Here is a 25,682-nt window from a genome sequence, read left to right on the forward strand (position 1 = left end):
CACGGCTCACGCTCCGGCGGCGACGAGTACGGCGGCGATCGCCAGGACGACGGAGCCGGCCAGCAGGGCGCTCACATAGGTCTGCACATTGCCGGTCTGGGCGCGGCGCACCGCGGCGCCGAGCCAGCGGGTGCCGGTGCCCGCTCCGCGTACGTAAGTGTCCACGACCTCGCGGTCGAGGAAACGGACCAACTGGGCGGCGGCCAGCACCGGGCGTACGAACAGCCGGTGGTAAACGGCGTCGAGATGGAAGCCGACCGCCGCGTGGCGGTGCAGCGGTCCCAGTAGCAGTCGGCCGGGGTCCGCCGGGTCGGGGGCCGAGGCGATGGAGCCGTAGACACGGGTGTGGATCTCCATGGCTTCCACCTCCGCGATGGCGGGCTCGGCGTCGGGATGGGCGATGACGGCACCGATCGGGGTACGGGCGGCCAGCGCCGTGGTGTGGCGCCAGCACGCGTGGGTGACCAGACCGCCGACGAGCACGACTCCCGTGCCGAGGACGGAGGTGGTGAGGTTCGGGGCGAGGGAGTGCCCGTCGAACCAGTCGGGGAGATAGCCCACGGCCAGGCCGAGTCCGATGGACGGGATGGCCAGCACCCAGAGGACGGTGTTCATGGCGACCGGCTGTCTGCCGTGGTCGGGCGCTTCGGCGCCGCGACCGCGGAAGGCCAGCAGCCAGAGCCGGGTGGCATAGGCGGCGGTGAGGAGGGCGGTGAGCAGCCCGGCGAGCAGCACCGTCCAGCCCGCGGCTCCGGAGGCGTTGCCGGCCTCGCCGAAGGCGGCGTGTTCGGCGGCCACGAGGACGGACTCCTTGGAGAAGAAGCCCGCGAAGGGAGGGATCGCGGCCAGGGCGAGCAGTGCGACCGTCATCGTCCAGTAGGCGTCGGGAATGCGCTTGGGCAGGCCGCTCATACGGGACATGGCGGCCAGTGAGTTGGTGCCGGCGGCGTGGATGATCACGCCGGCGCCGAGGAAGAGGAGGGCCTTGAACACACCGTGCGCGAGGAGGTGGAAGACGGCCGCGCCGCGGTCGCCCACGGCCAGGGCGCCCGACATATAGCCGAGTTGGCCGATGGTCGAGTAGGCGAGGACCCGCTTGATGTCGTCCTGGGCGAGGGCGGCGAGCGCCGAACCGACCATGGTGATCGCGGCCATCGTGGCCAGCACCACCAGGGCGGCCGTCGAGGCGGCGAAGACAGGGAGGAGCCGGGCCACGAAGTAGATACCGGCGGCGACCATCGTCGCGGCGTGGATCAGCGCGGAGACGGGCGTGGGGCCCGCCATCGCGTCGGGCAGCCAGGTGTGCAGCGGGAACTGGGCGGACTTGCCCGCCACTCCCGCGAGCAGCAGCAGCGCGACGAGGGTGGGATGGTCCAGTCCGCCGCTTGCGACGGTGTCCAGGATGCCGCTGATGCGGAACGTACCGGCGTCGGTGGCGAGCGCGAACAGCCCGAAGAGGAAGGGCACATCGCCGAGCTTGGTGACCAGGAACGCCTTGAGGGAGGCGGCACGCGCCTCGGGAGTCTCCCAGTAGTGGCCGACGAGGAAGTACGAGCAGATGCCCATGATCTCCCAGCCGACCAGCAGCACCATCAGATCGCCGGAGTAGACGACGAGCAGCATCGCGGAGGTGAAGAGCGAGACCAGAGCCGCGTACGAGGGATAGCGCGCGTCGCCGCACAGATATCCGGTCGAGTAGATCTGCACGCAGGACGCGACGACGCCGACGAGGACGGCGACCAGCGCGGCGAAGCCGTCGACGGAGAGGGCGAGGTCGATGGGCACCGAGCCGGTCGGGGTGAGCCGGGTCGCGGCTTCCAGCGGCGCCGTACCGCCGCCGGAGCCACCGCCCTGGCGTACGGCCACGACAACGGCGAGACCGGCGGCCGTCAGCGTCGGCAGAACGGCCAGCGGGCGTACGAAACCCGGCGAGGTGCGGCCGAGGAGCAGTCCCGCGACGGCACCGAGGAAGGGCAGAAGAGGGACGAGGATGGCGAGAGTCGTGGTGGTCATGCGGTGACCTCGGCCTTCTGCGCCGGGGCTTCGGGTTCCTGCCGCTCGGCGGTGTCACGGAGCTTGTCCACGTCCGAGGTGCCGCGGTTGCGGTAGACCATCAGGACGATCGCCAGGCCGATGCCGATCTCCGCGGCGGCGATGGCGATGACGAAGAGCGTGAGCGCCTGGCCGGTGTGGAGCGTGTCACGGAGCCAGACGTCGAAGGCGACGAGATTGAGGTTGACGGCGTTCAGCATCAGCTCGACCGACATCAGGACGAGGATCGCGTTGCGGCGTGCGAGTACTCCGTACAGCCCGGTGCAGAACAGGAGGGCCGACAGCACAGCGGGATAGACGAGATGCATCAGCGCTGCTCCTTTCCGCTGCCGCCGGCGGCGCTGCCGTCCGTGGGCGTCGCGCCGTTCTTGCGGGACAGGACGATCGCGCCGACGAGGGCCGCCAGCAGAAGCACGGAGAGCGCTTCGAAGGGCAGCACCCAGTTCCGGAACAGGAACCGCCCGGACACCTCGGTGGAGCCCTGGGCCGGTCCTCCCAGATCGATCCAGGTCGTACGGAAGGCGTCGACGACCACCCAGACCAGGGCAGCGGCGGCGGCGACCGCCACGGCCAGCGCTACCGGGCGGTTGCCTGAATCGGCGTCCGGGGAGCGGCCGATGGGCGCCTTGGTGAGCATCAGTCCGAAGAGAAGGAGGACCACGACGGAACCGACATAGATGAGGACCTGCACCCAGGCGATGAACTCCGCCGTCAGCAGCAGATATTCGACGGCCAGGCCGCCGAGTGTCACGACCAGCCAGAGAGCCGCGTGCACCAGTTGTCTGGTGGTGACGGTGACAAGGGCGGCGCCGAAGGTGACCAGACCGACCAGAAGGAAGGTGATCTCGACGCCGGTCGGTGAGAGGAAGCCGGGTCCGGCCGCCGCGGTGGCGGTCGCCGCCGTCGCTGCGAGGCTCACTCGCCGCCCTCCTGCTCCGGCGCCGGGCCCTGGCCCTGCTGCTCGCCTTCCTGGCGCTGTGCGGCTGCGAGCTTCTCGGCCGTCTTGCGGGCCGCGGCGACCTCCTTGGGCTCCTCGGCGCCCGGATCGAGCGCGGGCGGCGCAGGCACCGTCCACATCCACTCGCGGAGCCTGTCCCGCTCATGGGTGAGTTCGCGGATGTCCGTCTCCGCGTACTCGAACTCCGGTGACCAGAACAGCGCGTCGAAAGGACAGACCTCGATGCAGATACCGCAGTACATACAGAGCGCGAAGTCGATGGCGAACCGGTCGAGAACGTTCCGGCTGCGCTCGCGGCCTCCGGGGGCCGCGGCCGGCACGGTCTCCTTGTGGGAGTCGATATAGATGCACCAGTCGGGGCATTCACGGGCGCAGAGCATGCAGACCGTGCAGTTCTCGTCGAACAGCGCGATCACGCCCCGGCTGCGGGGCGGGAGTTCGGGCTGGGCTTCCGGATACTGCGCGGTGACGGACTTCCTCGTCATCGTCCGCAGGGTGACGGCCAGGCCCTTGGCCAGGCCGGAGCCGGGAATCGGGGGCATCAGTTGATCGCCACCTTCACGATGCCGGTGAGCGCGATCTGCGCGAGAGCGAGCGGGATGAGTACGGTCCAGGCGAGCCGCTGGAGCTGGTCCTCACGCAGCCGCGGATAGCTCACCCGCAGCCAGATGACGACAAAGGCGAGCACGGCCACCTTGAGCAGCGTCCAGACCCAGCCGAGGCCGTCGGCGCCGAACGGACCGTGCCAGCCGCCGAGGAAGAGGACGGTGGTCAGGGCGCAGAGGACGACGATGCCCACGTACTCGGCGAGGAGGAACAGCGCGAAGCGCAGACCGGTGTACTCGGTGTACGCGCCGAAGATGATCTCGGAGTCGGCGACCGGCATGTCGAAGGGAGGGCGCTGGAGTTCGGCGAGGCCCGCGACGAAGAAGACCAGGGCGCCGACGATCTGCCAGGGCAGCCACCACCACTCGAAGGCATGGAGGATGCCGGGGATCGAGACGGTGCCCGCGGCCATCGCGACCGAGGCGGCGGCGAGCAGCATCGGCAGTTCGTATGCGAGGAGTTGGGCGACGGTCCGCAGTCCGCCGAGAAGGGAGAACTTATTGGCCGAGGCCCAGCCCGCCATGAGCGAGCCGAGCACTCCGACGCCCAGCACGGCGAGTACGAAGAAGATGCCCGCGTCGACGGCCTGGCCGATCGCGCCCTGGCCTGGGCCGATCGGGATGGCGACCAGGACGAGGAGATACGGGAGAAGGGCGACGGCCGGCGCGAGCTGGAAGATACGGCGGTCGGCGTTGGCCGGGACCACATCCTCTTTCTGCGCGAACTTCACACCGTCGGCGACGAGTTGGGCCCAGCCGTGGAAGCCGCCCGCGTGCATGGGACCGAGCCGGCCCTGCATATGGGCCATCACCTTGTGCTCGGTCTGTCCGACGACAAGAGGGAGGACCAGGAACACGGCGAAGACGGCGATCAGCCGGAGGGCGACGTCGAGTACGTCGTTCACGCGTCTCCTTCGGGGCGGTCGCTCGCGGGGCCGTCGCTGTCCGGACCGTTGCTCTGAGGGCCGTCGCTGTCCGGGCGCTCGGGGCTCTCCGGGTGCTCGGGGCTCTCCGGGTGCTCGGGGCTCTCCGGGTGCTCGGCCGGGTTTGCGTTGTCGGGAGCCGTTTCGCCGCCGTCGTCGAAGGCCGGGCGCGGCTTGTGCCAGGGCGCGTCCGGTGCCGACGGAGGCGGTGTCCGGGGCGGAGTCGCCTCCGTACCGCCCGTCGGCTCGTCTCCGCCGCCCTCGGGCCGTGCCGGGCGGCTCGCCGAGCCCTCCGAGGCGCTGCGCGTACGGCGGACCGGACGGTCACCGGCGGCGCGGGCGCCGCGCGCGGGACGGGCCGGGGCCGGCGGGAGCTGGCCCTTGAGCGGGCCCCACTCATTCGGATCGGGTACGCCGGGCGGAAGCATCTGACGGCGCTTGGGGCCGCCGTGGTCGGACTCTCCCGGCTCCTTCGCGCCCGGCCAGGCCTTGGCGACCCGGGCCGCGAGGACGAAGTCCTTGCGCAGCGGATGGCCTTCGAAGGTCTCGGGAAGCAGAAGAGGGACAAGGTTCGGGTGGTCGGTGAAGGAGACGCCGAACATCTCGTGCGTCTCCCGCTCATGCCAGCCCGCGCCCGCATAGACGCCGACCGCCGTGGGCAGGACGGCCGCCTCGTGCGGAACGGTCGTACGGATCAGCAGCCGGCGGACCGTACCGCCGCCCAGGGCGACCACATGGGCGCAGACGCGGAAGCCCGTACCCGGTTCGTCGACGGCGCTCAGCCAGTCGAAGTAGGTGCAGCCCAGCCGGTCGCGGGCGGTTTCGAGCGAGGCGATCCAGGAGGCGGCGGGAACGTCGACCGTCAGCAGGTCGTACGCGCGCTCGGCCGTGGCCTCCTCGCCGAAGATCTCGGCGACCGCGTCCGGGAGCCGGTCGTAAGCGAGCGTGCCGTCGCCGTTCCGACCGTTGCTGTCGCCACCGCCGCCGTTCCCGCCTTCGCCGTCCCCGCCGTTCCGGCCGGTCGCGTTCAGGTCCCGCCCGTTCATGAAGCGCCCTCCCCCGGTGTCGGCGGCGCGGCGACCAGGCCGCTGCGCAGCGCGGAGACCGAGGGCCGGCCGCCCGAGGCGTAGCGCTCGCCGAGCGACTCGCGGGCGATCTTCTCCTGGAGTTTCAGAATGCCCTGGAGCAGCGCCTCGGGACGAGGCGGGCAGCCCGGTACGTAGACATCGACCGGGATGACCTGGTCGACGCCCTTGGTGACGGAGTACGAGTCCCAGTACGGGCCGCCGCAGTTGGAGCAGGCGCCGAAGGAGATCACATACTTGGGCTCGGGCATCTGCTCGTACAGCCGCTTCACGGCGGGCGCCATCTTGTCCGTGACCGTGCCCGAGACGATCATCAGATCGGCCTGGCGCGGCCCGGGCGCGAACGGGATCACACCGAGCCGGATGAAGTCATGCCGGGACATGGAAGCGGCGATGAACTCGATCGCGCAGCAGGCGAGCCCGAAGTTGAAGACCCAGAGGCTGTAGCGGCGGCCCCAGTTGAGGATCACCTTCATGGGCTGCGGTGCCAGCCGGGAGAGCACACCGAGACGGCTCGGCTCCGGCAGCACCTGCGGCTCCGGCAGCGGCTGAGGCTGTGAACCGGCTACGGAGGCGGCGAGCGGGCCGGAGGCGGCGTGGGTCACGTCCATTCCAGGACGCCCTTCTTCCATGCGTAGAGCAGTCCCACGGCCAGGAAGCCGAGGAAGATGAACATCTCGACCAGCGTCGTGGCGCCGTATCCGGGCGCGGCGAAGATCGTCGCCCACGGAAACAGGAAGATCGAGTCGACAGCGAAGATCACATAGAGGAACGCATAGACGTAGTAGCGGACCTGGGTGTGCGCCCAGCCCTCGCCCACGGGATCGACACCGCATTCATAGGTGAGCAGTTTCTCCGGCGTCGGCACCACCGGCCGCAGCAGCCGGCCCGCCCCGAAGGCCACGGCGACGAACAGCACACCGACGACCGCGAGCAGTCCGACCACCGAATAGCTCTGGAAGTAGCCCGCCGCGAGAACGGTCGATCGCGACACGTCCGCCCCTCGCTCCCTGACCTCGTAGCAGTTTCTTCGACGATCTGTACGGACGGGAGTCTAGGCCCTGTTAAAGAGATGGTAAGCAGCCGCGTCTCGACAGTGGGGTTATCCCTACTTCAGCCCACCCAGCTACCCCATGGCGCGCGGCATCCCGTCCGTGCAGGCTTGGCCTCATGACCGTGAGCGACAGCCTCCCCGACGACGACCGGCCGCCTGCCGCGCGCTTCGCGTACGACCGGCACACCTGGAAGGAGATCGCGCATCTCCTCGCGAACCTTCCGGTCTCGCTGGCCGGATTCATCTATGTGATGTTCACCGTCTCCACCGGTGCGGCGCTGTCGGTGACGGTGATCGGTCTGCCCTGGCTCGTCGCCGGTCTCACGGGCGCCCGGCTGCTCGGCCGCGCGGAGCGTGCGCGGGCGCGCGCGCTGCTGGGCGTACGGATCGACGAGCCGAGTCCCCTGCTCGGGCGCGGGCGCGCGCGCCGTTCCGACGGCTTGCTGAGCTGGGTGTGGGCAGGGCTGAAGGATCCGGTGGCCTGGCGGACCGTGCTGTACGAGTTCATCCGGCTGCCCTGGGGTGTGGTGACGTTCACCGTCACGCTGGTGGGTCTGTTCGTCCTGTGGCCGGTCCTGCCCTTCGTGGCGCGCGGGCTCACCAATGTCGACCGGGCCATGGTGCGAGGGCTGCTCTCGCCCTCCGACGAGCTGGAGCGGCGGATCGCCGAACTGGAGTCGGACCGTGGTGTGGTCGTGGACACGGCAGCCGCAGATCTGCGCAGGATCGAACGCGACCTCCACGACGGCGCCCAGGCCCGACTCGTAGCCCTCGCCATGGACCTCGGCCTCGCCAAGGAGAAACTCACCGAGGACCCCGAGGCCGCGGCACGCATGGTGGACGAAGCACACGGAGAAGTGAAAATAGCCCTCCAGGAACTACGCGATCTCGCACGCGGCATCCATCCCGCCGTCCTCACCGACCGCGGCCTCGACGCCGCCCTCTCCGCCATCGCCTCCCGCTGCACAGTCCCGGTGAACGTGAGTGTCGATCTGACCGAGCGGCCCGCGGAGGCGATCGAGGGCATCGCGTACTTCACGGTCTCCGAGCTCCTCCAGAACGTCAGCAAGCACAGCGGCGCGCGCACCGCGGCCGTCGACGTATGGCGGACGGAGGACCGGCTGCTGGTCCAGGTCCAGGACGACGGGCGCGGCGGCGCGCGGCTGGACGGCGGTACGGGCATGTCCGGGCTGGCCGAGCGGCTCGGCGCGGTCGACGGGCTCTTCGTCCTCGATTCACCGGCCGGCGGCCCGACGGTCGTCACGGCCGAACTGCCCTGGCGTCAGCGCGGAAAGGGCTGAGAGGACCGGCCGCAAGGTCGGATCTACACCCTCCGGGGTGGGGAAAACCCCAGGGTGAAGACGGAGACCGGCCTCATGGTGCCGACACTCACCGCCCAGCAGCATGGAGTACATGGAAGCCCTCAGCCCACTCAGCAACAGCCGGCAGCACAGCCGGAGCTACAGCCCGAGCCCGAGCCACGGCCCGAGCCACAGCCCGCTCGCAGAACGGACACCACCGATGGCCATGGACCACGGATACGTATACGGCCCGGACCACGAGTACGGATCACGGCGGCGGCCTCATCTCCTCCCGCCCGCCTTGCGCGCGCCGATCGAGGCACGCACCTGGCGCGAGTTCGGATATCTGCTGCTCAGCATGCCGATCAGCACCGTGTTCTTCACCTATGCGATAGCGACGCTCTCGCTCGGCGGAGGGCTGCTCGTCACCTTCCTCGGTATCCCGGTGCTGGCGGTCGGGCTGGCCGGCTGCCGCGGCTTCGGCATGCTGGAGCGGGCGCGGGCCCGAGGGCTGCTGGGACTGGACGTGGCCGATCCCGCGCCGGTGCGGAGCAAGAAGAGCGGAGTGATGTCCTGGGTCGCCGCGATGCTGAAGAGCGGAGTGTCCTGGCGGCATCTCGTCTACGGAGTGCTGCACTTCCCTTGGGCGATCTTCGCGTTCACCGTCTCCGTGGCGTTCTGGCTCACGAGCTGGGCACTCTTCACCTATCCGCTCTGGCAGTGGGTGTTCCCCGACCATCTCGACCAGCCGGGCATCTCGGTCTACAGCGACAGCCGGGGCAACGGTCTCTTCCTCGACACGCCGTTCGAGATCGGTGTCACCAGCGCGGTCGGGCTGGTGCTCGTCCTCGCCACTCCCTGGCTGATACGCGGTCTGGTGACCGTGGACCGGCTGATGGTCGCCGGACTGCTCGGACCGTCCCGGTTGGCCACCCGGGTCTCGGAGCTGGAGTCGGACCGTGGTGTGGTCGTGGACACGGCAGCAGCCGATCTGCGCAGGATCGAACGCGACCTCCACGACGGCGCCCAGGCCCGGCTGGTGGCCCTCGCCATGGACCTCGGGCTGGCGAAGGAGAAGCTCACCGAAGATCCTGAGGCCGCGGCACGCATGGTGGACGAGGCACACGGAGAAGTGAAGACGGCGCTTCAGGAGCTACGCGATCTGGCGCGCGGTATCCATCCCGCCGTCCTCACCGACCGCGGCCTCGACGCCGCCCTCTCCGCCATCGCCTCCCGCTGCACGGTCCCGGTGAGCGTAAGTGTCGATCTGCCTTCCAGGCCGGCCGCCGCGATCGAGGGCATCGCGTACTTCACGGTCTCCGAACTCCTCCAGAACATCAGCAAGCATGCGCAGGCCCGGCGGGCCACGGTCGATGTGTGGCAGACGCACGACCGGCTGATGCTCCAGGTCACGGACGACGGCCAGGGCGGCGCGGACGCCTCGGCGGGCAGCGGGCTGGCCGGACTGACGGAGCGGCTGGACGCGGTGGACGGGATCCTGGTCATCGACTCCCCGGCCGGCGGCCCGACCACGGTGACGGCGGAGCTGCCCTGGCGCGGGTGAGAGCACGGATGCCGGTGCGGGTACGGGCACGGGCAGCCATGACCGTACCTACCAGAGCGATACATCCACACACAGAGCGATGCCTCCCGGGATGACCTTCCCGGGAGGCATTCGCATGGGGCTGTCACGTTTTCCACAGGCAGGCGCGGACCGATCCGAATACTGCGATGCTGGGACGCGTCCGGGCCGAGCAGGTCCGGATGGATTCGACAGTGACGGACTTCGACAGTGGGGGCTACAAGGTCGTGGAGGACAGGGTGCGGGTGGTCATCGCCGAGGACTCGGTGCTGCTTCGGGAGGGCCTGACCCGGCTGCTGACCGACCGCGGACACGATGTGGTCGCGGGTGTCGGTGACGGAGAAGCGCTGATCAAGACCGTGGGCGAGCTGGCGGACCAGGACGCCCTGCCGGATGTGGTGGTCGCGGACGTACGGATGCCGCCGACCCACACCGACGAGGGCGTGCGGGCGGCGGTGCGGCTGCGGCGGGAGCATCCGGGGATAGGCGTGCTGGTGCTCTCGCAGTACGTCGAGGAGCAGTACGCGACCGAGCTGCTGGCCGGCAGCAGCCGGGGCGTGGGCTATCTGCTGAAGGACCGGGTGGCCGAGGTCCGGGAGTTCGTCGACGCGGTCGTACGGGTGGCCAGAGGCGGCACCGCGCTGGATCCGGAGGTGGTGGCACAGCTTCTGGGCCGGAGCAGGAAGCAGGACGTGCTGGCCGGGCTGACTCCGCGCGAACGGGAGGTCCTCGGTCTGATGGCCGAGGGACGGACGAACTCGGCGATCGCCAAACAGCTCGTCGTGAGCGACGGCGCGGTGGAGAAGCACGTCAGCAATATCTTCCAGAAACTCGGGCTCTCGCCGAGTGAGGGGGATCACCGCCGGGTCCTGGCCGTGCTGACCTATCTGAGGAACTGACCTTGAAGAACTGACCGCGGGCCCGAGGGACAACCGGCCGGGACAACTGGCCACATACGTCTCCGCTGCCGTCCTGTCAGATGGGTAGCGGCAGATGTGTGGCGGCGCAGAAGCCCCGGGCAGGACTTAGTACCAAAGGATGAGAGCCGAGTACGGTCACGGAAAGATTCGGGGGCGGGCAAACCATGACAAACCGGTACGCCGATTCATCTCAGCCCGGCGTCCATCATACGATCGGTCCAGGGAAGGCGACCCTTACCGACGTAGGGTGGTCTCCGGGACCGCCGGGCGGCCGGCCGGTCCCGAGCAGCCGCCTCGAGGGAGGTCCAGTTCAGTGACCAGCCAGGTCAGTAGCCCAGCAGAGCACGCCGATGAGGCCGACGGCACGGGCAAGAGTGCGCGCGCCGTCGGTGAACGGCATGCCTCTCTGTCCGGGTACGAGGGTCGAGAAGGTGCGGGCGAGAAGGAAGTCCGCCGTCTGGACCGGGTCATCATCCGCTTCGCGGGCGACTCCGGCGACGGGATGCAGCTCACGGGTGACCGCTTCACCTCGGAGACGGCGTCGTTCGGGAACGACCTGTCGACGCTGCCGAACTTCCCGGCCGAGATCCGGGCACCCGCCGGGACCCTGCCGGGTGTCTCCTCGTTCCAGTTGCACTTCGCCGACCACGACATCCTCACCCCGGGTGACGCGCCGAACGTACTGGTCGCGATGAATCCGGCGGCCCTGAAGGCGAACATCGGCGATGTGCCGCGAGGCGCGGAAATCATCGTGAACACCGATGAGTTCACCAAGCGTCCGATGGCCAAGGTCGGTTACCAGACCTCGCCGCTGGAGGACGGCTCGCTCGACGGCTACCAGGTCCACCCGGTGCCGCTGACGACGCTGACGATCGAGGCACTCAAGGAGTTCGGGCTCTCCCGCAAGGAGGCCGAGCGCTCGAAGAACATGTTCGCGCTCGGACTGCTGTCGTGGATGTACCACCGGCCGACCGAGGGCACCGAGCGGTTCCTGCGCACCAAGTTCGCCAAGAAGCCGCAGATCGCCGAGGCGAACGTGGCCGCGTTCCGCGCCGGCTGGAACTTCGGCGAGACCACCGAGGACTTCGCGGTCAGTTACGAGGTCGCGCCGGCCGACTCCGCGTTCCCGACCGGTACGTACCGCAACATCTCCGGGAATCTGGCCCTGTCGTACGGACTGATCGCCGCCTCCCACCAGGCGGAGCTGCCGCTCTATCTGGGCTCGTACCCGATCACTCCGGCCTCGGACATCCTGCACGAGCTGTCCCGGCACAAGAACTTCGGCGTACGGACCTTCCAGGCCGAGGACGAGATCGCCGCCATCGGTGCCGCGCTCGGTGCCTCCTTCGGCGGCTCCCTCGGCGTCACCACCACCTCCGGTCCCGGTGTGGCGCTCAAGTCGGAGACGATCGGTCTCGCGGTCTCGCTGGAGCTGCCGCTGCTGGTCGTCGCCATCCAGCGAGGCGGCCCGTCCACCGGACTGCCGACCAAGACGGAGCAGGCGGATCTGCTCCAGGCGATGTACGGGCGCAACGGCGAGGCGCCGGTCCCGGTGATCGCGCCGCAGACGCCCGCGGACTGCTTCGACGCCGCGCTCGAAGCGGCCAGGATCGCGCTGACCTATCGCACGCCGGTCTTCCTGCTCTCCGACGGCTATCTGGCCAACGGCTCGGAGCCCTGGCGGATCCCGGAGACCGAGGAGCTGCCCGATCTGCGGGTGCGGTTCGCGACCGGCCCGAACCATGAACTGGCCGACGGCACCGAGGTGTTCTGGCCGTACAAGCGCGATCCGCAGACCTTGGCCCGCCCTTGGGCGGTGCCCGGCACACCCGGTCTCGAACACCGTATCGGCGGGATCGAGAAGCAGGACGGCACGGGCAATATCTCGTACGACCCGGCCAATCACGACTTCATGGTGCGCACCCGCCAGGCCAAGATCGACGGTATCCAGGTGCCCGATCTGACCGTCGACGATCCGGACGGCGCCCGCACCCTGGTGCTGGGCTGGGGCTCCACCTACGGCCCGATCACCGCCGCCGTCCGCCGGCTGCGCAGAGGCGGAACGCCCATCGCCCAGGCCCATCTGCGCCATATCAATCCCTTCCCGCGCAACCTCGGGGAGATCCTCGGGCGGTACGACAAGGTCGTGGTGCCGGAGATGAACCTCGGGCAGCTCGCCACCCTGCTGAGGGCGAAGTATCTGGTGGACGCGCACTCGTACAACCAGGTCAACGGCATGCCGTTCAAGGCCGAGCAGCTCGCCACGGCTCTCAAGGAGGCCACCGATGTCTGATGCCAACGAGTTGCTGACGCTGGTCCCCAAGGCCGCGGCCAAGCAGTCCATGAAGGACTTCAAGTCGGACCAGGAAGTGCGCTGGTGCCCAGGCTGCGGTGACTACGCGGTGCTGGCCGCGGTCCAGGGCTTCATGCCCGAACTGGGCCTGGCCAAGGAGAACATCGTCTTCGTCTCCGGCATCGGCTGCTCCTCCCGCTTCCCGTACTACATGAATACGTACGGGATGCACTCCATCCATGGCCGCGCCCCGGCGATCGCCACCGGTCTGGCCACCTCGCGCCGCGACCTGTCGGTCTGGGTCGTCACGGGCGACGGCGACGCGCTCTCCATCGGCGGCAACCATCTGATCCACGCGCTGCGCCGGAACGTCAATCTGAAGATCCTGCTGTTCAACAACCGGATCTACGGACTGACCAAGGGCCAGTACTCGCCTACCTCCGAGCTCGGGAAGATCACCAAGTCGACACCGATGGGCTCGCTCGACGCGCCCTTCAACCCGGTGTCGCTGGCGATCGGCGCGGAGGCGTCCTTCGTGGCCCGTACGGTCGACTCCGACCGCAAGCACCTCACCGAGGTGCTGCGGCAGGCCGCCGACCACCCGGGCACGGCGCTGGTGGAGATCTACCAGAACTGCAATATCTTCAACGACGGCGCCTTCGACGTACTGAAGGACAAGCAGCAGGCGGAAGAGGCCGTGATCCGGCTGGAGCACGGGCAGCCGATCCGCTTCGGCGCCGAAGGCTCGAAGGGTGTGGTCAGGGACCCGGCGACCGGTGATCTCCAGGTCGTGGCCGTCACGCCGGAAAACGAGTCGCGGATCCTCGTCCATGACGCACACGCGGCGAGCCCCACCACGGCGTTCGCGCTGTCGCGTCTGGCGGACCCGGACACCCTGCACCACACGCCCATCGGAGTACTGCGCAGTGTCGAGCGGCCGGTCTACGACGCCTTGATGTCGGACCAGCTCGACCGGGCAGTCGAAGAGCAGGGCAAGGGCGATCTGTCCAGGATGCTCGCCGGTGGCGACACCTGGACCGTCGTCGGCTGAGCCGTACCAGCCGAGCACGGTGGTGCGTTGCGTCGGTGAGGCCCGGATCTCCTAGGAGGTCCGGGCCTTGTCGTACGCCTCGGAAGTCCGGGCCTTGTCGTATTCCTCGCGGGCCCGGAACACCTCGTCCAGCCGCCGTTCGGTCCAGCGGGCCAGCCCCCAGACCTGCTCAGCGGCCTCCCTGCCCAGATCGGTCAGCGTGTAGTCCACACGCGGTGGGATGACAGGCCGGGCGTCACGATGGACGAAGCCGTCGCGCTCCAGAGTCCTGAGCGTCTGCGTGAGCATCTTCTCGCTGACGCCGCCGATCTCGCGCCGCAGCTCGCTGAAGCGGTACGGGCGCTCCAGCAGGGCGGCCAGTACGAGCACGCCCCAGCGGCTCGTGACGTGCTCCAGCACCAGCCGGGAGGGACACATCTGCCGGTTGACATCCGGCGCGCTGCTTACGGTCACGTCGGTACCTTACTTCAAAGTGGGTACTTTCGCTTGGTTAGTGCAGACCATAGGGTGAGCGTCAGAGCGCTACGAAACCGTACGAACTGGAGAAATCACCCATGAGCATCGTTGTCACCGGAGCCACCGGACATCTCGGCCGGCTGGTCGTCGAGTCCCTGCTCGCCGCCGATGTCCCGGCCGGCGAAATCGTCGCCGTCGCGCGGAGCGAGGAGAAGGCGGCTGCCCTGGTGGCGCGCGGTGTCGAGCTGCGCCTCGCCGACTACGACCGTCCCGAGACTCTGGCAGACGCCTTCGGCGCGGGCGACCGGGTGCTGCTGATCTCCGCGAGCGAGCCCGGCAAGCGTGTGCCGCAGCACACCGCCGTCATCGAGGCGGCGCGGGCGGCGGGCGTGGCCCAGCTCGCGTACACGGGCGTACTGGGCGGGCCCGAGGCCGACTTCGACCTGGCGGCCGACCACAAGGAGACCGAGCGGCTCATCCTCGCATCGGGGCTGCCGTACACCTTCCTGCGCAACGGCTTCTACACCGAGGTCTACACCGAGAACCTCGCTCCCGTACTGGAGCACGGCGCCGTCGTCGCCAACGCGGGCGAGGGCCGGATCGGCACCGCGGCCCGCGCGGACTACGCCGCCGCCGCGGCGGCCGTACTGACCGGTGACGGGCATCTCAACACGGCGTACGAGCTGAGCGGCGACACGGCGTGGTCCTTCGCCGAGTACGCGGCGGAGCTGTCGCGGCAGACCGGCAGGACCATCGCGCACAGCAACGTACCGGGCGAGGCACGACTGGAGATCCTCACCGGCGCCGGAGTGCCCGAGCCGTTCGCGGCGATCCTCGTGGACGTGGACCACGCGATCCAGCGAGGGCGGCTCGCCGGCGGGACGGGCGACCTGGCCCGGCTGACCGGACGCCCGACGACACCGCTCGCCGACTCGATCGCCGAGGCGCTCAAGGCCTGACGCGCCGCGCCCTCAGCGCCCCCAGCACACGCACGCCCGCACCCCATGGCCCCGAGGGCGCTCCCCGTACCGTCATGACCGTATGACGGTACGGGAATGACACGCGGCCCCGCCCGGCGCTACCTTCATGGCGGAACGGCGCGGGCGGGCAGGGCAGGTCAGGGCGGGCGGGGAGGGCCAGTGAAGGCGGACAGCGAGCAGCGGAGCGGACTGCTGTACGGGATCGGCGCCTACGGGATGTGGGGGCTGGTCCCGCTCTTCTGGCCGCTGCTCGAACCGGCCGGAGCGACGGAGATCCTCGCCCACCGGATGGTCTGGTCGCTGGGCGTGGTCGCGATCTGGCTGCTGGCGCTACGCCGCTGGAGCTGGATGGCCGAGCTGATACGTCAGCCCCGCAAGCTGGGGCTCATCGCCGTGGCCGCCGTCACGATCTCCCTCAACTGGGGTTTCTATATCTGGGCGGTCAACAGCGGCCGGGTCGTGGAAGCGTCACTCGGCTATTTCATCAATCCGCTGGTGACAATCGCCATGGGCGTTCTGCTGCTCAAGGAACGGCTGCGGCCCGCCCAGTGGACGGCGGTCTTCATCGCCTTCGCCGCCGTGCTGGTCCTGGCCGTCGGATACGGGCAGCCGCCGTGGATCTCGCTGGTGCTGGCCTTCTCGTTCGCGACCTACGGTCTGATCAAGAAGAAGATCAATATCGGCGGTCTGGAGTCGCTGGCGGCGGAGACCGCGGTTCTCTTCCTGCCCGCGCTCGGTTATCTGGTGTGGCTGGGCGCGTCCGGCTCGGCCACATTCGGCAGGGAGGGCACGGGCCAGATGGCCCTGCTCGCCGGGACAGGCGTGGTCACCGCGCTGCCGCTGGTCTGCTTCGGCGCGGCGGCGATCCGGGTGCCGCTGTCGACGCTGGGCCTGCTCCAGTATCTGGCCCCGGTCTTCCAGTTTCTGCTGGGCGTCCTCTACTTCCACGAGGCGATGCCACCGAAGCGATGGGCGGGCTTCTCACTGGTCTGGCTGGCGCTGGCGATCCTGACCTGGGACGCGCTGCGGAACGCCCGGCGTACCAGGGCGGAGGCACTGCGGCTGGCGGCTGCCGCCGCGGCGAAACCCGCCTCGGATCAGGCTCCGTCGGTCTCGGAGCCGACATCGGCCGCCTCGGAGCCGGCACCGTCCCCGAGCCGCCACGAGCCCGCGAGCTGACCAACGTCCCGCACCGCCCGGACCTCTCGTCCCCTCGTCGTCTATAAGTGGTTACATGACTGCTTCCGCGCCCACTCCCGCACCTCTGCACTGGAAACTCGTGATCGACGCGGCCGACCCGCACGCCCAGGCCGACTTCTGGGCCGCCGCGCTCGGCTATGCCGTCGAGGACAACAGCGCGCTCATCCAGCGGCTTCTCGGCCTCGGCCTCGTCGCGGACACGGACACCGTGGAGTCGCACGGGAGGCTCGCCTTCCGGGATCTGATCGCCGTCCGCCATCCGGGCGATCCGTACCAGGAGGAGAGCGGCACCGGGCTCGGCCGGCGGATCCTCTTCCAGCGCGTACCGGAGGCGAAGACCGTCAAGAACCGGCTCCATCTGGATGTGCACTCCGAGCCCGGGCGACGCGCCGCCGAGGTCGGCCGGCTGGAGGCACTGGGCGCCACGGTGCTCCACGAGACGAAGGAGCCCTCCGGGCAGTGGACCATCATGGCCGACCCCGAGGGCAATGAATTCTGCGTTCATTAGGACACGGCATACGGACATGGCATGCGGTAGGACAAAACGAATGACATCTGCCAATACCCCTGGTCACTTCTTGACTGTCGCTTCTTGACGGTCACTTCTTGACGACGGGCCGCCGTCGGGGCGCGGAGCGGTGGGCGGTGCTGGTGTGGCGTGGCTCGGGAAAACGGGTCAGGGCGATCTGCCGGATGAACTGATAAAGGCATGCGCAGGCCGAGATGGGAGGCAGCGCGGCCACCGCGATACCGGGAAGTGTTTTGGGCGCGGCGCTCACGCACAAGGCCACCGCGACGGAGGAGAAGAGCAGCAGGATCAGCCAGGGATGGGTGATCCTGCGGCGGTGCAGCGCGGAGCGCAGGATGGAGAACGTCGCCACCAGCCAGGGACCGAAGACCAGCAGCGGCCACCACCGGGCCAGTCCCGGCGGCGCGACGGTGAGCGCCATCTCTTCGAGCGGGTGGTACGAGACGCTCGCGCCCAGGGCGCTGATCACCGTGACGGCGGCGGCCGTCAGCGCGGACAGCAGCAGACTGAACACTCTCACCCAGGTACCCGCCCGCCACCGCGGCTCCTTGGGCTTGCGCCGGTTGCGGGAGCGCGGGCGCGGTACGGCCATCGGAGGCGGCACGGCGGCAGGCGCGCCGTCCGCGGCCGACGCGCGCAGGAGTTGGGCGAGTCCCTCCTCCAGACTGACCGTGTCCAGCACCGGATCGAACCCGGGATCCTGATAAGGGCCGGACTCCGGATAGGCGTCGGGGCGGTCCGGATACCCTCCGGATTCCATATAAACGCCGGGATCCGGATAGCCGACGGACTCCTGCGGAGAACCGTTCCCCTCCGACAGGTCCGTTCCATAAGGCTCCCTGGCCTCGGCGAAGCGAATGTAGTGCGGATCATGGAAATCGGCGTGATCATGCATGGCACACCTGTCCCGGCCCGCTGTCGGAACCGAGAGCGGCGGCCCGGGGCGCCGGCATACCGATATGGCGGTGGAATCCGTCCTCGATACGGTCCATGACACGCATGAACTCGTCCAGCAGATCAGCGCACTGGTCCGGTTCCACCAGGCGGGCGCCACGGACCGGCGGTCCCGCGTCACCGCCCCGCTCCGCGTTCGCCGGGGATCCGGCCACGCCGACGGCGGCAGCGCCCAAGCTCCAACTAATGGGCCAAGAATGCGAATTCGGTGACGTCATACGCAGTAAACGAACGAACACCTTCTGACAGTTGCCCGGCAATAGAGTGACCCACCAACACATGACCATACCGTCGCCGATCACGCGCCGGAGCGTGCGAGAATTACCATCGGCCTAATCACTCACCTGTATCGATATCGCCCTGAGGACGGCCGGTCGCGGTCGCATCCGGTCACACGGCTCACTTGATCCGACAGGAACCGGACACCGCCCATGACCCAACCGCGGGCCCGGCAGAGGCGGTTCAATTCCGGCGTAACGCGCCTGTGACGCACTTCACCCGCACGGTGGTCATCGCGCGCGGCGCGGTCAAGGCACGGCCACACCTCCGAACGGCTGACCGCAGAATCGATTCATCGACGGCCATTCGTGCGACGACGGCGTGCGGGCACGCGTCGGCGCGGACATTGCTGGTTCTCTTCCTCCCGCCCCACGCACCGCCGCCGGACCGGTGCCCAGGGTCGTCACACCGGTCAGGAGACAGGCATGCAGTACGAAATGCGCGCGGAGTACGCGGACGACTCGTCGCCCCGCGACCGGTACCCCCGGCTGGAGGTATGGCACATCACACGGGTGGACGAGTCGGCCGCGCTGTGCGGACGGGATCTGGACGAGGACGCCCTCACGCAGTCGACGGACGCATGGGGCACGCCCGCCGGCCGGCCTCTCTGCCACGCCTGCGGCGCTCTCTACATCCACCAGGTTCCCTGAGGTCATCCACCAGGTCCCTGAGGTCATTCGCCAGGTCCCTGAGGTCATTCGCCGGGTCCCCGGAGGGCCGTGGTCCGCTCAGCGAACACCCATGACCGATTTGCGCTCTTGACGGTAAGTCAAGCTCTCACTCACCATTCAGCACGCACAGCGCACCAACAGCTCCAACGCCCCGCGTCGCAGTCGCCGTGGGGCGTCTTGCACGTTCCGTCCTTGTCCCCGTACGGAATCCGGAGCCCCCACATGAAACTCTCCGTTCCCGGAGTGCGCCGAATACCGGCCATACGCGCCATTCCCACGATATCCGCCAGAGTCGCCCTGCCCGTCGGGCTGGCCCTCGCCGGGCTGGTCGCCGCCACCGCGCCGAGTGCGACCGCGGCCCCAGCCACCTCGCTCAGACCCGTGCAGTCCGCGCCGGCGGCCGTCCTCGCGGCCCCGGACATCCCGCTCGCCAACGTCAAGGCGCATCTCACTCAGCTCTCGTCGATCGCCGCCGCCAACGGCGGCAACCGCGCCCACGGCCGCGCCGGCTATCTGGCGTCCGTCAACTATGTGAAGGGCAAGCTGGACGCGGCCGGATTCACCACCACCGTCCAGCAGTTCACCTCCAGCGGTGCCACCGGCTACAACCTGATAGCCGACTGGCCGGGCGGTGATCCGAATCAGGTCATCATGTCCGGCTCGCACCTCGACTCGGTCACCGCGGGCGCCGGTATGAACGACAACGGTTCGGGCTCCTCGGCCATTCTGGAGACCGCGCTCGCCGTCTCCCGCGCCCAGCTCCAGCCGGACAAGCACCTCCGCTTCGCCTGGTGGGGCGCCGAGGAGCTGGGTCTGGTCGGGTCCAGGTACTACGTCACCAACCTGCCGACCGCCGACCGCGCGAAGATCAGCGGCTATCTGAACTTCGACATGATCGGCTCCCCGAACCCGGGATACTTCGTCTACGACGACGATCCGACGATCGAGCAGACCTTCAAGGACTACTACGCGGGCCTCGGTATCCCGACCGAGATCGAGACCGAGGGCGACGGCCGCTCCGACCACGCTCCGTTCAAGAATGTGGGCATCCCGGTCGGCGGGCTCTTCAGCGGCGCCGACTACATCAAGACCGCGGCCCAGGCACAGAAGTGGGGCGGCACCTCCGGGCAGGCCTTCGACCGCTGCTACCACTCCTCCTGCGACACGACGGCGAACATCAACGACACCGCGCTCGACCGCAACAGCGACGCCGTCGCCTACGCGGTCTGGACGCTGTCGGCCGCCACCGTCCCGCCGCCCGCCGGTACGGTCTTCGAGACCCTCACGGACGTCGCCATCCCGGACAACGGCGCTGCCATCACCTCCTCGCTGAACGTCACGGGCATTGCGGGCAACGCTCCTCCGACGCTCCGGGTGGGCGTGGACATCAAGCACACCTGGCGCGGTGATGTGGTCATCGATCTGATCGGCCCGAGCGGCACGGCCTACCGGCTGAAGAACTCCAGCAGCAGCGACTCGGCGGACAATGTGATCGCCACCTACACGGTGAACGCGTCGACCGAGGTCGCCAGCGGGCTCTGGAGGCTGCGGGTCCAGGATGTCGCGGCGCAGGACACGGGATACATCGACAGCTGGCGACTCACCTTCTGACGCCTGCTGCCGCCTTCTGATACCGACTGGCACCCTCTGAGGCACGTCGGCACCGTCTCTGTCCGCCTGGGCACATCTGCCACCGTGCCCAGGCGGACAGCGGACAGCGGACAGCCGGCCGTAAGCGCCATGTGCGGCTCAGGCCGTGATGTCCTTCGCCGTGAACCGCGCCCAGGCCGCAGAGCCGAACACGGCCGCGTACAGCGCCTGGAGACCGAGGTTCTTGACGATCTCGTCCCAGTAGACCGGCTCACGCAGCAGATCCGCGAACGACAGCCAGTAGTGCGGGAAGAGATACGGCTGTATCGCGTGCAACTGCGGGATCGTGTCCAGGATCTGCACCGTGATCAGCAGCCCCACGGTCGCCGCCATCGCCGCGATCCCACTGTTGGTCAGGGTGGAGAGGAACAGGCCCAGCGCCGCGAGTCCGATCAGCGAGGCGGCCACGATCACGGCGATCAGCAGGGCCCGTATCAGACCGTCCCCGAAGGAGATACGCGTGCCCGAGATCGTGGTGACCTCGCCCAGCGGGAAGAGCAGCGCGCCGACGGCGAGTGCCGAGGCCGCCACGACCAGTGTGGCGACCAGACAGAAGGCCATCGTGGAGGCGTACTTGGCGAGCAGCAGCCGGGTCCGGCCGGCCGGCGCGACCAGGAGATAGCGCAGCGTGCCGCTATTGGCCTCGCCCGCGATCGCGTCGCCCGCTATGACTCCGACCGCCATCGGCAGAAAGACGGGCAGAGTGGCGGCGAGCGCGGCAAAAACCAGGAAGAGCCCGTTGTTGGTGATCTGGGTGAGAAAGGCCGGGCCGCCCTGTGGGCCGCCGCCCATGCCTCCGCCGTCGCCCGTCTGGATCTTCACGGCGATACCGATGAGAACGGGAACGGCCGCCAGCACACCCAGCAGCGCGAGCGTGCGCCAGCGCCGGAAGGTGGTGGTCAGCTCGGAGCGGAACAGCCCGAGCATCCACCACAGCCTGGGTCCACGCACCCCGACCTCGTCCGGCGGCCCGCCCACCACGGCCGGCACCTCGGCCTCAGCCCGCGACATCGAAGCCCTCCCCGGTCAGCGCCACAAAGGCGTCCTCCAGCGAGACACGCTCGATACCGAAGGCACGCACCCGCACACCGGCCCGTACGAGCGCGGCATTCACATCCGCCGGATCCATCGGCTCGCCCTCGCCCGTGGGCAGCTCCCCGCTCACCCGGTCGTCCGTCACGGTCACATCGACCACTCCCAGGCCCTTCAGCACCCGGGCGGCCTCGCCCTGGTCGGGTGTGGTGACGGCCAGCCTGCCCCGGGTCCCGGCCGCCAGCTCGGCGACCGTCCCCTGGGTGATCAGCCGTCCCTGGGCCATCACGGCGGCATGCGTGCACACCTGCTCGATCTCATCGAGGAGATGTGAGGAGAGGAAGACGGTCGTACCGTCGGCCGCCAGCTCCCGCACCAGGGCCCTGATCTCCCGCATGCCCTGCGGATCGAGCCCGTTCGTGGGCTCGTCGAGCACCAGCAGCCGACGCGGTTGCAGCAGGGCGGCGGCGAGCCCGAGCCGCTGCTTCATCCCGAGCGAGTACGCCTTGGCCTTCTTGCCCGCGGCGGCGGTCAGCCCGACCCGGTCCAGGGCCTCGCCCACCCGGGCGCGGCGGGTGCGGGGATCGGCCGTCGGATCCGCCGAGTCGTACCGTACGAGATTGTCGCGGCCGGTCAGATGGCCGTACAGCGCGGGCCCCTCGATCAGCGCGCCCACCTGTGGCAGTACGGCGCGGGCCGCGCGCGGCACAGGGCGGCCGAGAAGCGTGGCCGAGCCGGCCGTCGGCTGGATCAGCCCCATCAGCATCCGGATGGTGGTGGTCTTGCCCGATCCATTGGGACCGAGGAAGCCGAAGACGCTGCCTGCGGGGACGGTCAGATCGAGACGGTCGACGGCGAGCTGCCCGCCGCGGAAGCGCTTGGTGAGCCCGCGCGTCTCGATCACAGGGGACACGCCGGGACCGCCGGGCGCACCCGGCTCGCCCGGCCCGCCGGGCACTGCTGCGGTGACGGCTGTCATCCCACTCCCCCGTTCTCGTTCTCGTCGGGCACCCTTTCGAGAACGGACCGGCCCCGGTCAGCGTTCCGCCCCGCCGCACATGACGTGCGACGGGGCGGTCGGCTAGCGGGTCACTTGGCCTGGTTGGCGGCCTTGACCAGCACGTCCTTCGTCACGGCGCCGACATAGACCTTTCCGTCGTCCGTCAACAGAGCATTGACGAGACGGGTCTTGTAGACGGTGCCCGAGCCGAACGCGCCCGTGGCCTTGTCGCCCAGCGCGTCGAGGAACGACTGCGCCTCGGCAGGCAGGTCGCCCGACGTCGCCGACGGCACATCCGTGCCCTCCGGAGTCGTCAGCTCGTAGACGGCGTTCCAGCCCTTGCCGATGACCTTCTGGCCACCGGACTCCGCGAAGGCACCCGCGTCCGCCTTCGGGACCTCCGGCGCCTGCGCCTTGTCGTCCTCGGCCTGTGTCACCTTCGTGCCCTTGGGAGGCGTGAAGTCGAAGGTCGAGGCGGCGGGCTTGGCGAAGTCGACCTTGGTGAAGCCGATGTCGATCACGGCCTTGCCACCGCTGCTCGGCGTAAGCGTGAACTTGAGCGGAGTGCCGGTCTCCGCGTCGACCGCGATCTTGATCGAGCCGACCGTCGAACCGGACTGCTTGGGCTTGACGAGGAGCTGGTAGGCGTCACGCCCGGCGATCCGGGCCGTGCCGTCGACCGTCACCGAGGTGGTGTCGGCCGAGGCCTTCAGCGCCTCCTTGGCAAAGTCCTGAGGCGTGGCCGGCGCGCCCTCGGCCCCGGCGCCCTCCTCGCGCTGGTGCTCGCCCTTCGCGCCCTTCGCACCCTTCTGGCCGTGCTCGCCGTCCTTCGGCGAGGCCGCGTGGTACGCCTCGTTGGAGGCGCTGTCGTACGCCCAGACCTCGTCGCCGTTGTGGATCAGGCTGTACTCGGCGGCGTCGTCCTGGATCGAGACCTTCTGCTTGTCGGGTCCGTCCGTCGCGACCCGCAGCGTGTGCGTGCCGGTGGTCAGCTCCATCAGCTTGGCGTTGGGGTCCGCGGTGGAACCGCTCGCGCCCGCGCCGCCCTTGGGGACGAGCGCACTGCCCGCCGCGCCTCCGAGGCCGCCCAGCGAGGGAAGCCCCAGATCCGTGGTGATCTTCACCGAGCCCGAGAACTGCTCGGTGTCCGACGCGGCGATCTTCTCGATGAGCTCCTGCGCGCTGATCTTCGGCAGTTCGGGATCTCCGGTCGCGGCCAGTGCCGGGACGAGCCCGATGGTCGCCGCAGCCACTCCCGCCACCGCGACAGGGACCGCGTAACGCGTCGCCATACGACGGCCCGCGCGCGGCTCCCTGCCCTCCTCGGTGGTCTGTGCGCTGTCGTTCGGTGCCATGTGTGCCCTACCTCCGTGGTCGGCGGCCTTCCGTCCTCTGCACGTGTCCACCCCGCGCCGCCATTCTCACCCGAATTGGTCAGGAGTGGTGTTGTCCATCTGACCAAATCGGCCCGGCGTAAGCGTCAGACCCCGGGTGCAACTTCCCGTACTGCTCTGGGATGACATTCGGACGAGATGCCTCCCCTGCCCAGTAGGGGACGCCCTGACACGGCGGTCACCGCCACCACATGAGTGATGACGGGCCGTCAGCCCATCCGAGGGACAGCCGCGAGGAAGGCCGGCCGGCGCGCGGGGGACCGGCGGCGGAAGCCCTCAGCCCGCGCGGCGGAAGCCGTCAGCCCGCGCGGTGGACCACCGCGTCGCAGAGCTCCACCAGCGCCGACTTCGCGTAGCACTCCGGCAGCGGCGTCAGCGTGGCGCGCGCCTCCTCCGCGTACCGCACGGTGTCGCGCCGCGCCTGCTCCAGCGCCGGATGGACACGCAGCCGGCGCAGTGCCTCCGCGTGCCGCGCGTCGTCCGCCAGATCGCCGTCCAGCAGCTCGACCAGCGCCAGATCGTCCGGGAGTCCGTGTGCCTCGGCCTGCGCGCGCAGCAGCAGCACCGGCAGCGTCGGAATGCCCTCGCGCAGATCCGTGCCGGGTGTCTTGCCCGACTCGTGCGAGTCGCTGGCGATGTCGAGGACGTCGTCGGCGAGCTGGAAGGCGACGCCGAGCCGCTCGCCGTACTGCGTCAGGATGTCGACGACGGTCTCGTCCACGCCGGACATCATCGCGCCGAACCGGCCGGAGACGGCGATCAGGGAGCCCGTCTTGCCGCCGATGACATCGAGATAGTGGTCGACCGGATCGCGTCCGTCGCGCGGTCCCGCCGTCTCCAGGATCTGGCCCGTCACCAGCCGTTCGAACGCCTCCGCCTGGACACGGACGGCCTCGGGGCCCAGATCCGCCAGGATGTGCGAGGCGCGCGCGAAGAGAAAGTCACCCGTGAGGACGGCGACCGAATTGCCCCAGCGGGCGTTGGCGCTGTCCACACCGCGGCGGACCTCCGCCACGTCCATCACATCGTCGTGGTAGAGCGTCGCGAGATGCGTCAGCTCGACAACCACGGCCGCGGGCACGACCCCGGGCGCGTACGGATCACCGAACTGGGCCGCGAGCATCACCAGCAGCGGCCTGAACCGTTTGCCGCCGGCCCGGACCAGATGCTGAGCCGCCTCCGTGATGAAGGGCACCTCGCTCTTGGTGGCTTCGAGCAGCCCCGCCTCGACAGCCGCCAGTCCGGTCTGGACATCGGCCTCAAGAGCCTGGTCCCGCACGCTCAGCCCGAACGGCCCGACGACGGTCACGAGAAGTACTCCTGTCTGCTGACGATCACACGGATTGTCGATGTGTCGCTGTCATCACTCAAGTCAGCGTATCCGGTCGCCTTTCGATCACCATGGGCGCCTTCCCGGCACCGCCGGTATGTTCGGGATCAGTCATACGACCGGGAGCGGTCGTTTTATCCGGAACGGTGACCGACACACGGGCGAACACGGAGCAGCCGCCATCTGGCGACACGCACCCGCACCGATGCGCACGACAGGCCCCGCGGACCGTGGACCGGCTGCCGGTTCGGGGCTACCGCCGGTACGGCCGCCGGGCCGTCGGGCGCACCCTGCACTTTTCGGTCGAAGCGGGCTTTTCGCCACTGCCGTGGCGGGGCAACGTCGACGTAACGTGTCCTGCATCGATCCGGAAAGCGAGGCAG

General features: G+C 69.3%; 25 protein-coding genes. 10 read left to right on the plus strand and 15 right to left on the minus strand.

Going from position 1 to position 25,682, the window contains the following annotated elements:
• Positions 1-6: 6 nt before the first annotated feature.
• The 8 genes from ACFV6H_RS23815 to ACFV6H_RS23850 are packed head-to-tail and all read right to left on the minus strand — an operon-like array spanning position 7 to position 6,617.
• Positions 7-2,013, minus strand: a complete 2,007-nt coding sequence (locus ACFV6H_RS23815) for an NADH-quinone oxidoreductase subunit L (RefSeq protein WP_385545394.1) — start codon at positions 2,011-2,013, stop codon at positions 7-9.
• Positions 2,010-2,360 carry an NADH-quinone oxidoreductase subunit NuoK gene (nuoK, locus tag ACFV6H_RS23820; RefSeq protein ID WP_093596839.1) on the minus strand — a complete coding sequence of 117 codons (351 nt, stop codon included), beginning with the start codon at positions 2,358-2,360 and terminating at the stop codon, positions 2,010-2,012. Before nuoK ends, ACFV6H_RS23815 begins: the two co-directional genes overlap by 4 nt.
• Positions 2,360-2,971 carry an NADH-quinone oxidoreductase subunit J gene (locus tag ACFV6H_RS23825; protein ID WP_384986418.1) on the minus strand — a complete coding sequence of 204 codons (612 nt, stop codon included), beginning with the start codon at positions 2,969-2,971 and terminating at the stop codon, positions 2,360-2,362. Before ACFV6H_RS23825 ends, nuoK begins: the two co-directional genes overlap by 1 nt.
• Positions 2,968-3,552, minus strand: a complete 585-nt coding sequence (locus ACFV6H_RS23830; RefSeq protein WP_385545399.1) for a NuoI/complex I 23 kDa subunit family protein — start codon at positions 3,550-3,552, stop codon at positions 2,968-2,970. The genes ACFV6H_RS23825 and ACFV6H_RS23830 overlap by 4 nt, the downstream gene beginning before the upstream one ends.
• On the minus strand, positions 3,552-4,520 hold the full coding sequence (locus tag ACFV6H_RS23835) for an NADH-quinone oxidoreductase subunit H (protein ID WP_385545402.1): 969 nt from the start codon (positions 4,518-4,520) through the stop codon (positions 3,552-3,554). The genes ACFV6H_RS23830 and ACFV6H_RS23835 overlap by 1 nt, the downstream gene beginning before the upstream one ends.
• A complete protein-coding gene (locus ACFV6H_RS23840; RefSeq protein ID WP_385545405.1) occupies positions 4,517-5,584 on the minus strand; it encodes an NADH-quinone oxidoreductase subunit C in 1,068 nt (355 codons plus the stop codon). The genes ACFV6H_RS23835 and ACFV6H_RS23840 overlap by 4 nt, the downstream gene beginning before the upstream one ends.
• Complete coding sequence (locus ACFV6H_RS23845) at positions 5,581-6,234, minus strand: NADH-quinone oxidoreductase subunit B (protein ID WP_384986415.1); 654 nt, start codon at positions 6,232-6,234, stop codon at positions 5,581-5,583. Before ACFV6H_RS23845 ends, ACFV6H_RS23840 begins: the two co-directional genes overlap by 4 nt.
• Positions 6,225-6,617, minus strand: coding sequence for an NADH-quinone oxidoreductase subunit A (locus tag ACFV6H_RS23850; RefSeq protein WP_385545409.1), 393 nt, complete (start codon positions 6,615-6,617; stop codon positions 6,225-6,227). Before ACFV6H_RS23850 ends, ACFV6H_RS23845 begins: the two co-directional genes overlap by 10 nt.
• Positions 6,618-6,793: 176 nt before the next feature.
• Between ACFV6H_RS23850 and ACFV6H_RS23855 the strand changes: the two genes are divergently transcribed.
• The 5 genes from ACFV6H_RS23855 to ACFV6H_RS23875 all read left to right on the plus strand — a co-directional run bounded on the left by ACFV6H_RS23855 (position 6,794) and on the right by ACFV6H_RS23875 (position 13,824).
• Positions 6,794-7,978, plus strand: coding sequence for a sensor histidine kinase (locus tag ACFV6H_RS23855; protein WP_384986414.1), 1,185 nt, complete (start codon positions 6,794-6,796; stop codon positions 7,976-7,978).
• Between the two features lie 220 nt (positions 7,979-8,198).
• Positions 8,199-9,542, plus strand: a complete 1,344-nt coding sequence (locus tag ACFV6H_RS23860) for a sensor histidine kinase (RefSeq protein WP_385545412.1) — start codon at positions 8,199-8,201, stop codon at positions 9,540-9,542.
• A gap of 257 nt (positions 9,543-9,799) precedes the next feature.
• Positions 9,800-10,459 (plus strand): response regulator transcription factor, encoded by a 660-nt coding sequence (locus ACFV6H_RS23865; RefSeq protein WP_305129631.1) that lies wholly within the window; start codon positions 9,800-9,802, stop codon positions 10,457-10,459.
• A gap of 334 nt (positions 10,460-10,793) precedes the next feature.
• Positions 10,794-12,773, plus strand: coding sequence for a 2-oxoacid:acceptor oxidoreductase subunit alpha (locus ACFV6H_RS23870; RefSeq protein ID WP_385545415.1), 1,980 nt, complete (start codon positions 10,794-10,796; stop codon positions 12,771-12,773).
• On the plus strand, positions 12,766-13,824 hold the full coding sequence (locus ACFV6H_RS23875) for a 2-oxoacid:ferredoxin oxidoreductase subunit beta (RefSeq protein WP_385545422.1): 1,059 nt from the start codon (positions 12,766-12,768) through the stop codon (positions 13,822-13,824). The genes ACFV6H_RS23870 and ACFV6H_RS23875 overlap by 8 nt, the downstream gene beginning before the upstream one ends.
• Positions 13,825-13,875: 51 nt before the next feature.
• Here the strand turns inward: ACFV6H_RS23875 and ACFV6H_RS23880 are convergent, their stop codons facing one another.
• The gene (locus ACFV6H_RS23880) at positions 13,876-14,241 is read right to left on the minus strand and encodes a winged helix-turn-helix transcriptional regulator (RefSeq protein WP_384986431.1); all 366 of its coding nucleotides are present in this window, start codon (positions 14,239-14,241) and stop codon (positions 13,876-13,878) included.
• A 137-nt stretch (positions 14,242-14,378) separates the two neighbouring features.
• On the opposite strand from ACFV6H_RS23880, the gene ACFV6H_RS23885 reads away from it, so the two are divergent.
• The 3 genes from ACFV6H_RS23885 to ACFV6H_RS23895 all read left to right on the plus strand — a co-directional run bounded on the left by ACFV6H_RS23885 (position 14,379) and on the right by ACFV6H_RS23895 (position 16,968).
• Positions 14,379-15,239, plus strand: a complete 861-nt coding sequence (locus ACFV6H_RS23885) for an SDR family oxidoreductase (RefSeq protein WP_385545425.1) — start codon at positions 14,379-14,381, stop codon at positions 15,237-15,239.
• A gap of 180 nt (positions 15,240-15,419) precedes the next feature.
• Positions 15,420-16,439: an EamA family transporter RarD gene (gene rarD, locus ACFV6H_RS23890; RefSeq protein ID WP_385545428.1), complete on the plus strand. Its 1,020-nt coding sequence runs from the start codon at positions 15,420-15,422 to the stop codon at positions 16,437-16,439.
• A gap of 55 nt (positions 16,440-16,494) precedes the next feature.
• A complete protein-coding gene (locus ACFV6H_RS23895; protein ID WP_093593413.1) occupies positions 16,495-16,968 on the plus strand; it encodes a VOC family protein in 474 nt (157 codons plus the stop codon).
• Between the two features lie 91 nt (positions 16,969-17,059).
• Here the strand turns inward: ACFV6H_RS23895 and ACFV6H_RS23900 are convergent, their stop codons facing one another.
• Both ACFV6H_RS23900 and ACFV6H_RS23905 read right to left on the minus strand, forming a co-directional pair.
• On the minus strand, positions 17,060-17,884 hold the full coding sequence (locus ACFV6H_RS23900) for a DUF2637 domain-containing protein (protein WP_384786865.1): 825 nt from the start codon (positions 17,882-17,884) through the stop codon (positions 17,060-17,062).
• Entirely contained in the window at positions 17,877-18,119 is a 243-nt protein-coding gene (locus ACFV6H_RS23905) for a hypothetical protein (RefSeq protein ID WP_384786862.1), read from the minus strand. Before ACFV6H_RS23905 ends, ACFV6H_RS23900 begins: the two co-directional genes overlap by 8 nt.
• Before the next feature lie 528 nt (positions 18,120-18,647).
• Between ACFV6H_RS23905 and ACFV6H_RS23910 the strand changes: the two genes are divergently transcribed.
• Positions 18,648-18,872: a hypothetical protein gene (locus tag ACFV6H_RS23910; RefSeq protein ID WP_093591094.1), complete on the plus strand. Its 225-nt coding sequence runs from the start codon at positions 18,648-18,650 to the stop codon at positions 18,870-18,872.
• Positions 18,873-19,115: 243 nt separating this feature from the next.
• Positions 19,116-20,504 (plus strand): M28 family peptidase, encoded by a 1,389-nt coding sequence (locus tag ACFV6H_RS23915; protein ID WP_385545433.1) that lies wholly within the window; start codon positions 19,116-19,118, stop codon positions 20,502-20,504.
• Positions 20,505-20,642: 138 nt separating this feature from the next.
• Here ACFV6H_RS23915 and ACFV6H_RS23920 read toward each other — a convergent pair whose 3' ends face one another.
• The 4 genes from ACFV6H_RS23920 to ACFV6H_RS23935 all read right to left on the minus strand — a co-directional run bounded on the left by ACFV6H_RS23920 (position 20,643) and on the right by ACFV6H_RS23935 (position 25,278).
• The gene (locus ACFV6H_RS23920) at positions 20,643-21,554 is read right to left on the minus strand and encodes an ABC transporter permease (protein ID WP_385545436.1); all 912 of its coding nucleotides are present in this window, start codon (positions 21,552-21,554) and stop codon (positions 20,643-20,645) included.
• Positions 21,541-22,554: an ATP-binding cassette domain-containing protein gene (locus ACFV6H_RS23925; RefSeq protein ID WP_385545439.1), complete on the minus strand. Its 1,014-nt coding sequence runs from the start codon at positions 22,552-22,554 to the stop codon at positions 21,541-21,543. Before ACFV6H_RS23925 ends, ACFV6H_RS23920 begins: the two co-directional genes overlap by 14 nt.
• A 110-nt stretch (positions 22,555-22,664) precedes the next feature.
• Positions 22,665-23,930, minus strand: a complete 1,266-nt coding sequence (locus tag ACFV6H_RS23930) for an outer membrane lipoprotein carrier protein LolA (protein ID WP_385545442.1) — start codon at positions 23,928-23,930, stop codon at positions 22,665-22,667.
• Between the two features lie 337 nt (positions 23,931-24,267).
• Entirely contained in the window at positions 24,268-25,278 is a 1,011-nt protein-coding gene (locus ACFV6H_RS23935) for a polyprenyl synthetase family protein (RefSeq protein WP_384986403.1), read from the minus strand.
• Positions 25,279-25,682: the final 404 nt, after the last annotated feature.

It is taken from the genome of Streptomyces sp. NPDC059743 (assembly GCF_042732975.1).
GTDB lineage: Bacteria > Actinomycetota > Actinomycetes > Streptomycetales > Streptomycetaceae > Streptomyces.

Bases quoted from the DNA above. Each gene is read 5' to 3' on its own strand.
- ACFV6H_RS23845 (WP_384986415.1), bottom strand. From the start codon at position 6,234: ATGGACGTGACCCACGCCGCCTCCGGCCCGCTCGCCGCCTCCGTAGCC.
- ACFV6H_RS23925 (WP_385545439.1), bottom strand. From the start codon at position 22,554: ATGACAGCCGTCACCGCAGCAGTGCCCGGCGGGCCGGGCGAGCCGGGT.
- ACFV6H_RS23860 (WP_385545412.1), top strand. From the start codon at position 8,199: ATGGCCATGGACCACGGATACGTATACGGCCCGGACCACGAGTACGGA.
- ACFV6H_RS23840 (WP_385545405.1), bottom strand. From the start codon at position 5,584: ATGAACGGGCGGGACCTGAACGCGACCGGCCGGAACGGCGGGGACGGC.
- ACFV6H_RS23910 (WP_093591094.1), top strand. From the start codon at position 18,648: ATGCAGTACGAAATGCGCGCGGAGTACGCGGACGACTCGTCGCCCCGC.
- ACFV6H_RS23875 (WP_385545422.1), top strand. From the start codon at position 12,766: ATGTCTGATGCCAACGAGTTGCTGACGCTGGTCCCCAAGGCCGCGGCC.
- ACFV6H_RS23920 (WP_385545436.1), bottom strand. From the start codon at position 21,554: ATGTCGCGGGCTGAGGCCGAGGTGCCGGCCGTGGTGGGCGGGCCGCCG.
- ACFV6H_RS23855 (WP_384986414.1), top strand. From the start codon at position 6,794: ATGACCGTGAGCGACAGCCTCCCCGACGACGACCGGCCGCCTGCCGCG.
- ACFV6H_RS23830 (WP_385545399.1), bottom strand. From the start codon at position 3,552: ATGCCCCCGATTCCCGGCTCCGGCCTGGCCAAGGGCCTGGCCGTCACC.
- ACFV6H_RS23895 (WP_093593413.1), top strand. From the start codon at position 16,495: ATGACTGCTTCCGCGCCCACTCCCGCACCTCTGCACTGGAAACTCGTG.
- ACFV6H_RS23815 (WP_385545394.1), bottom strand. From the start codon at position 2,013: ATGACCACCACGACTCTCGCCATCCTCGTCCCTCTTCTGCCCTTCCTC.
- ACFV6H_RS23930 (WP_385545442.1), bottom strand. From the start codon at position 23,930: ATGGCACCGAACGACAGCGCACAGACCACCGAGGAGGGCAGGGAGCCG.
- ACFV6H_RS23915 (WP_385545433.1), top strand. From the start codon at position 19,116: ATGAAACTCTCCGTTCCCGGAGTGCGCCGAATACCGGCCATACGCGCC.
- ACFV6H_RS23880 (WP_384986431.1), bottom strand. From the start codon at position 14,241: ATGTGTCCCTCCCGGCTGGTGCTGGAGCACGTCACGAGCCGCTGGGGC.
- ACFV6H_RS23885 (WP_385545425.1), top strand. From the start codon at position 14,379: ATGAGCATCGTTGTCACCGGAGCCACCGGACATCTCGGCCGGCTGGTC.
- ACFV6H_RS23900 (WP_384786865.1), bottom strand. From the start codon at position 17,884: ATGCATGATCACGCCGATTTCCATGATCCGCACTACATTCGCTTCGCC.
- nuoK (WP_093596839.1), bottom strand. From the start codon at position 2,360: ATGCATCTCGTCTATCCCGCTGTGCTGTCGGCCCTCCTGTTCTGCACC.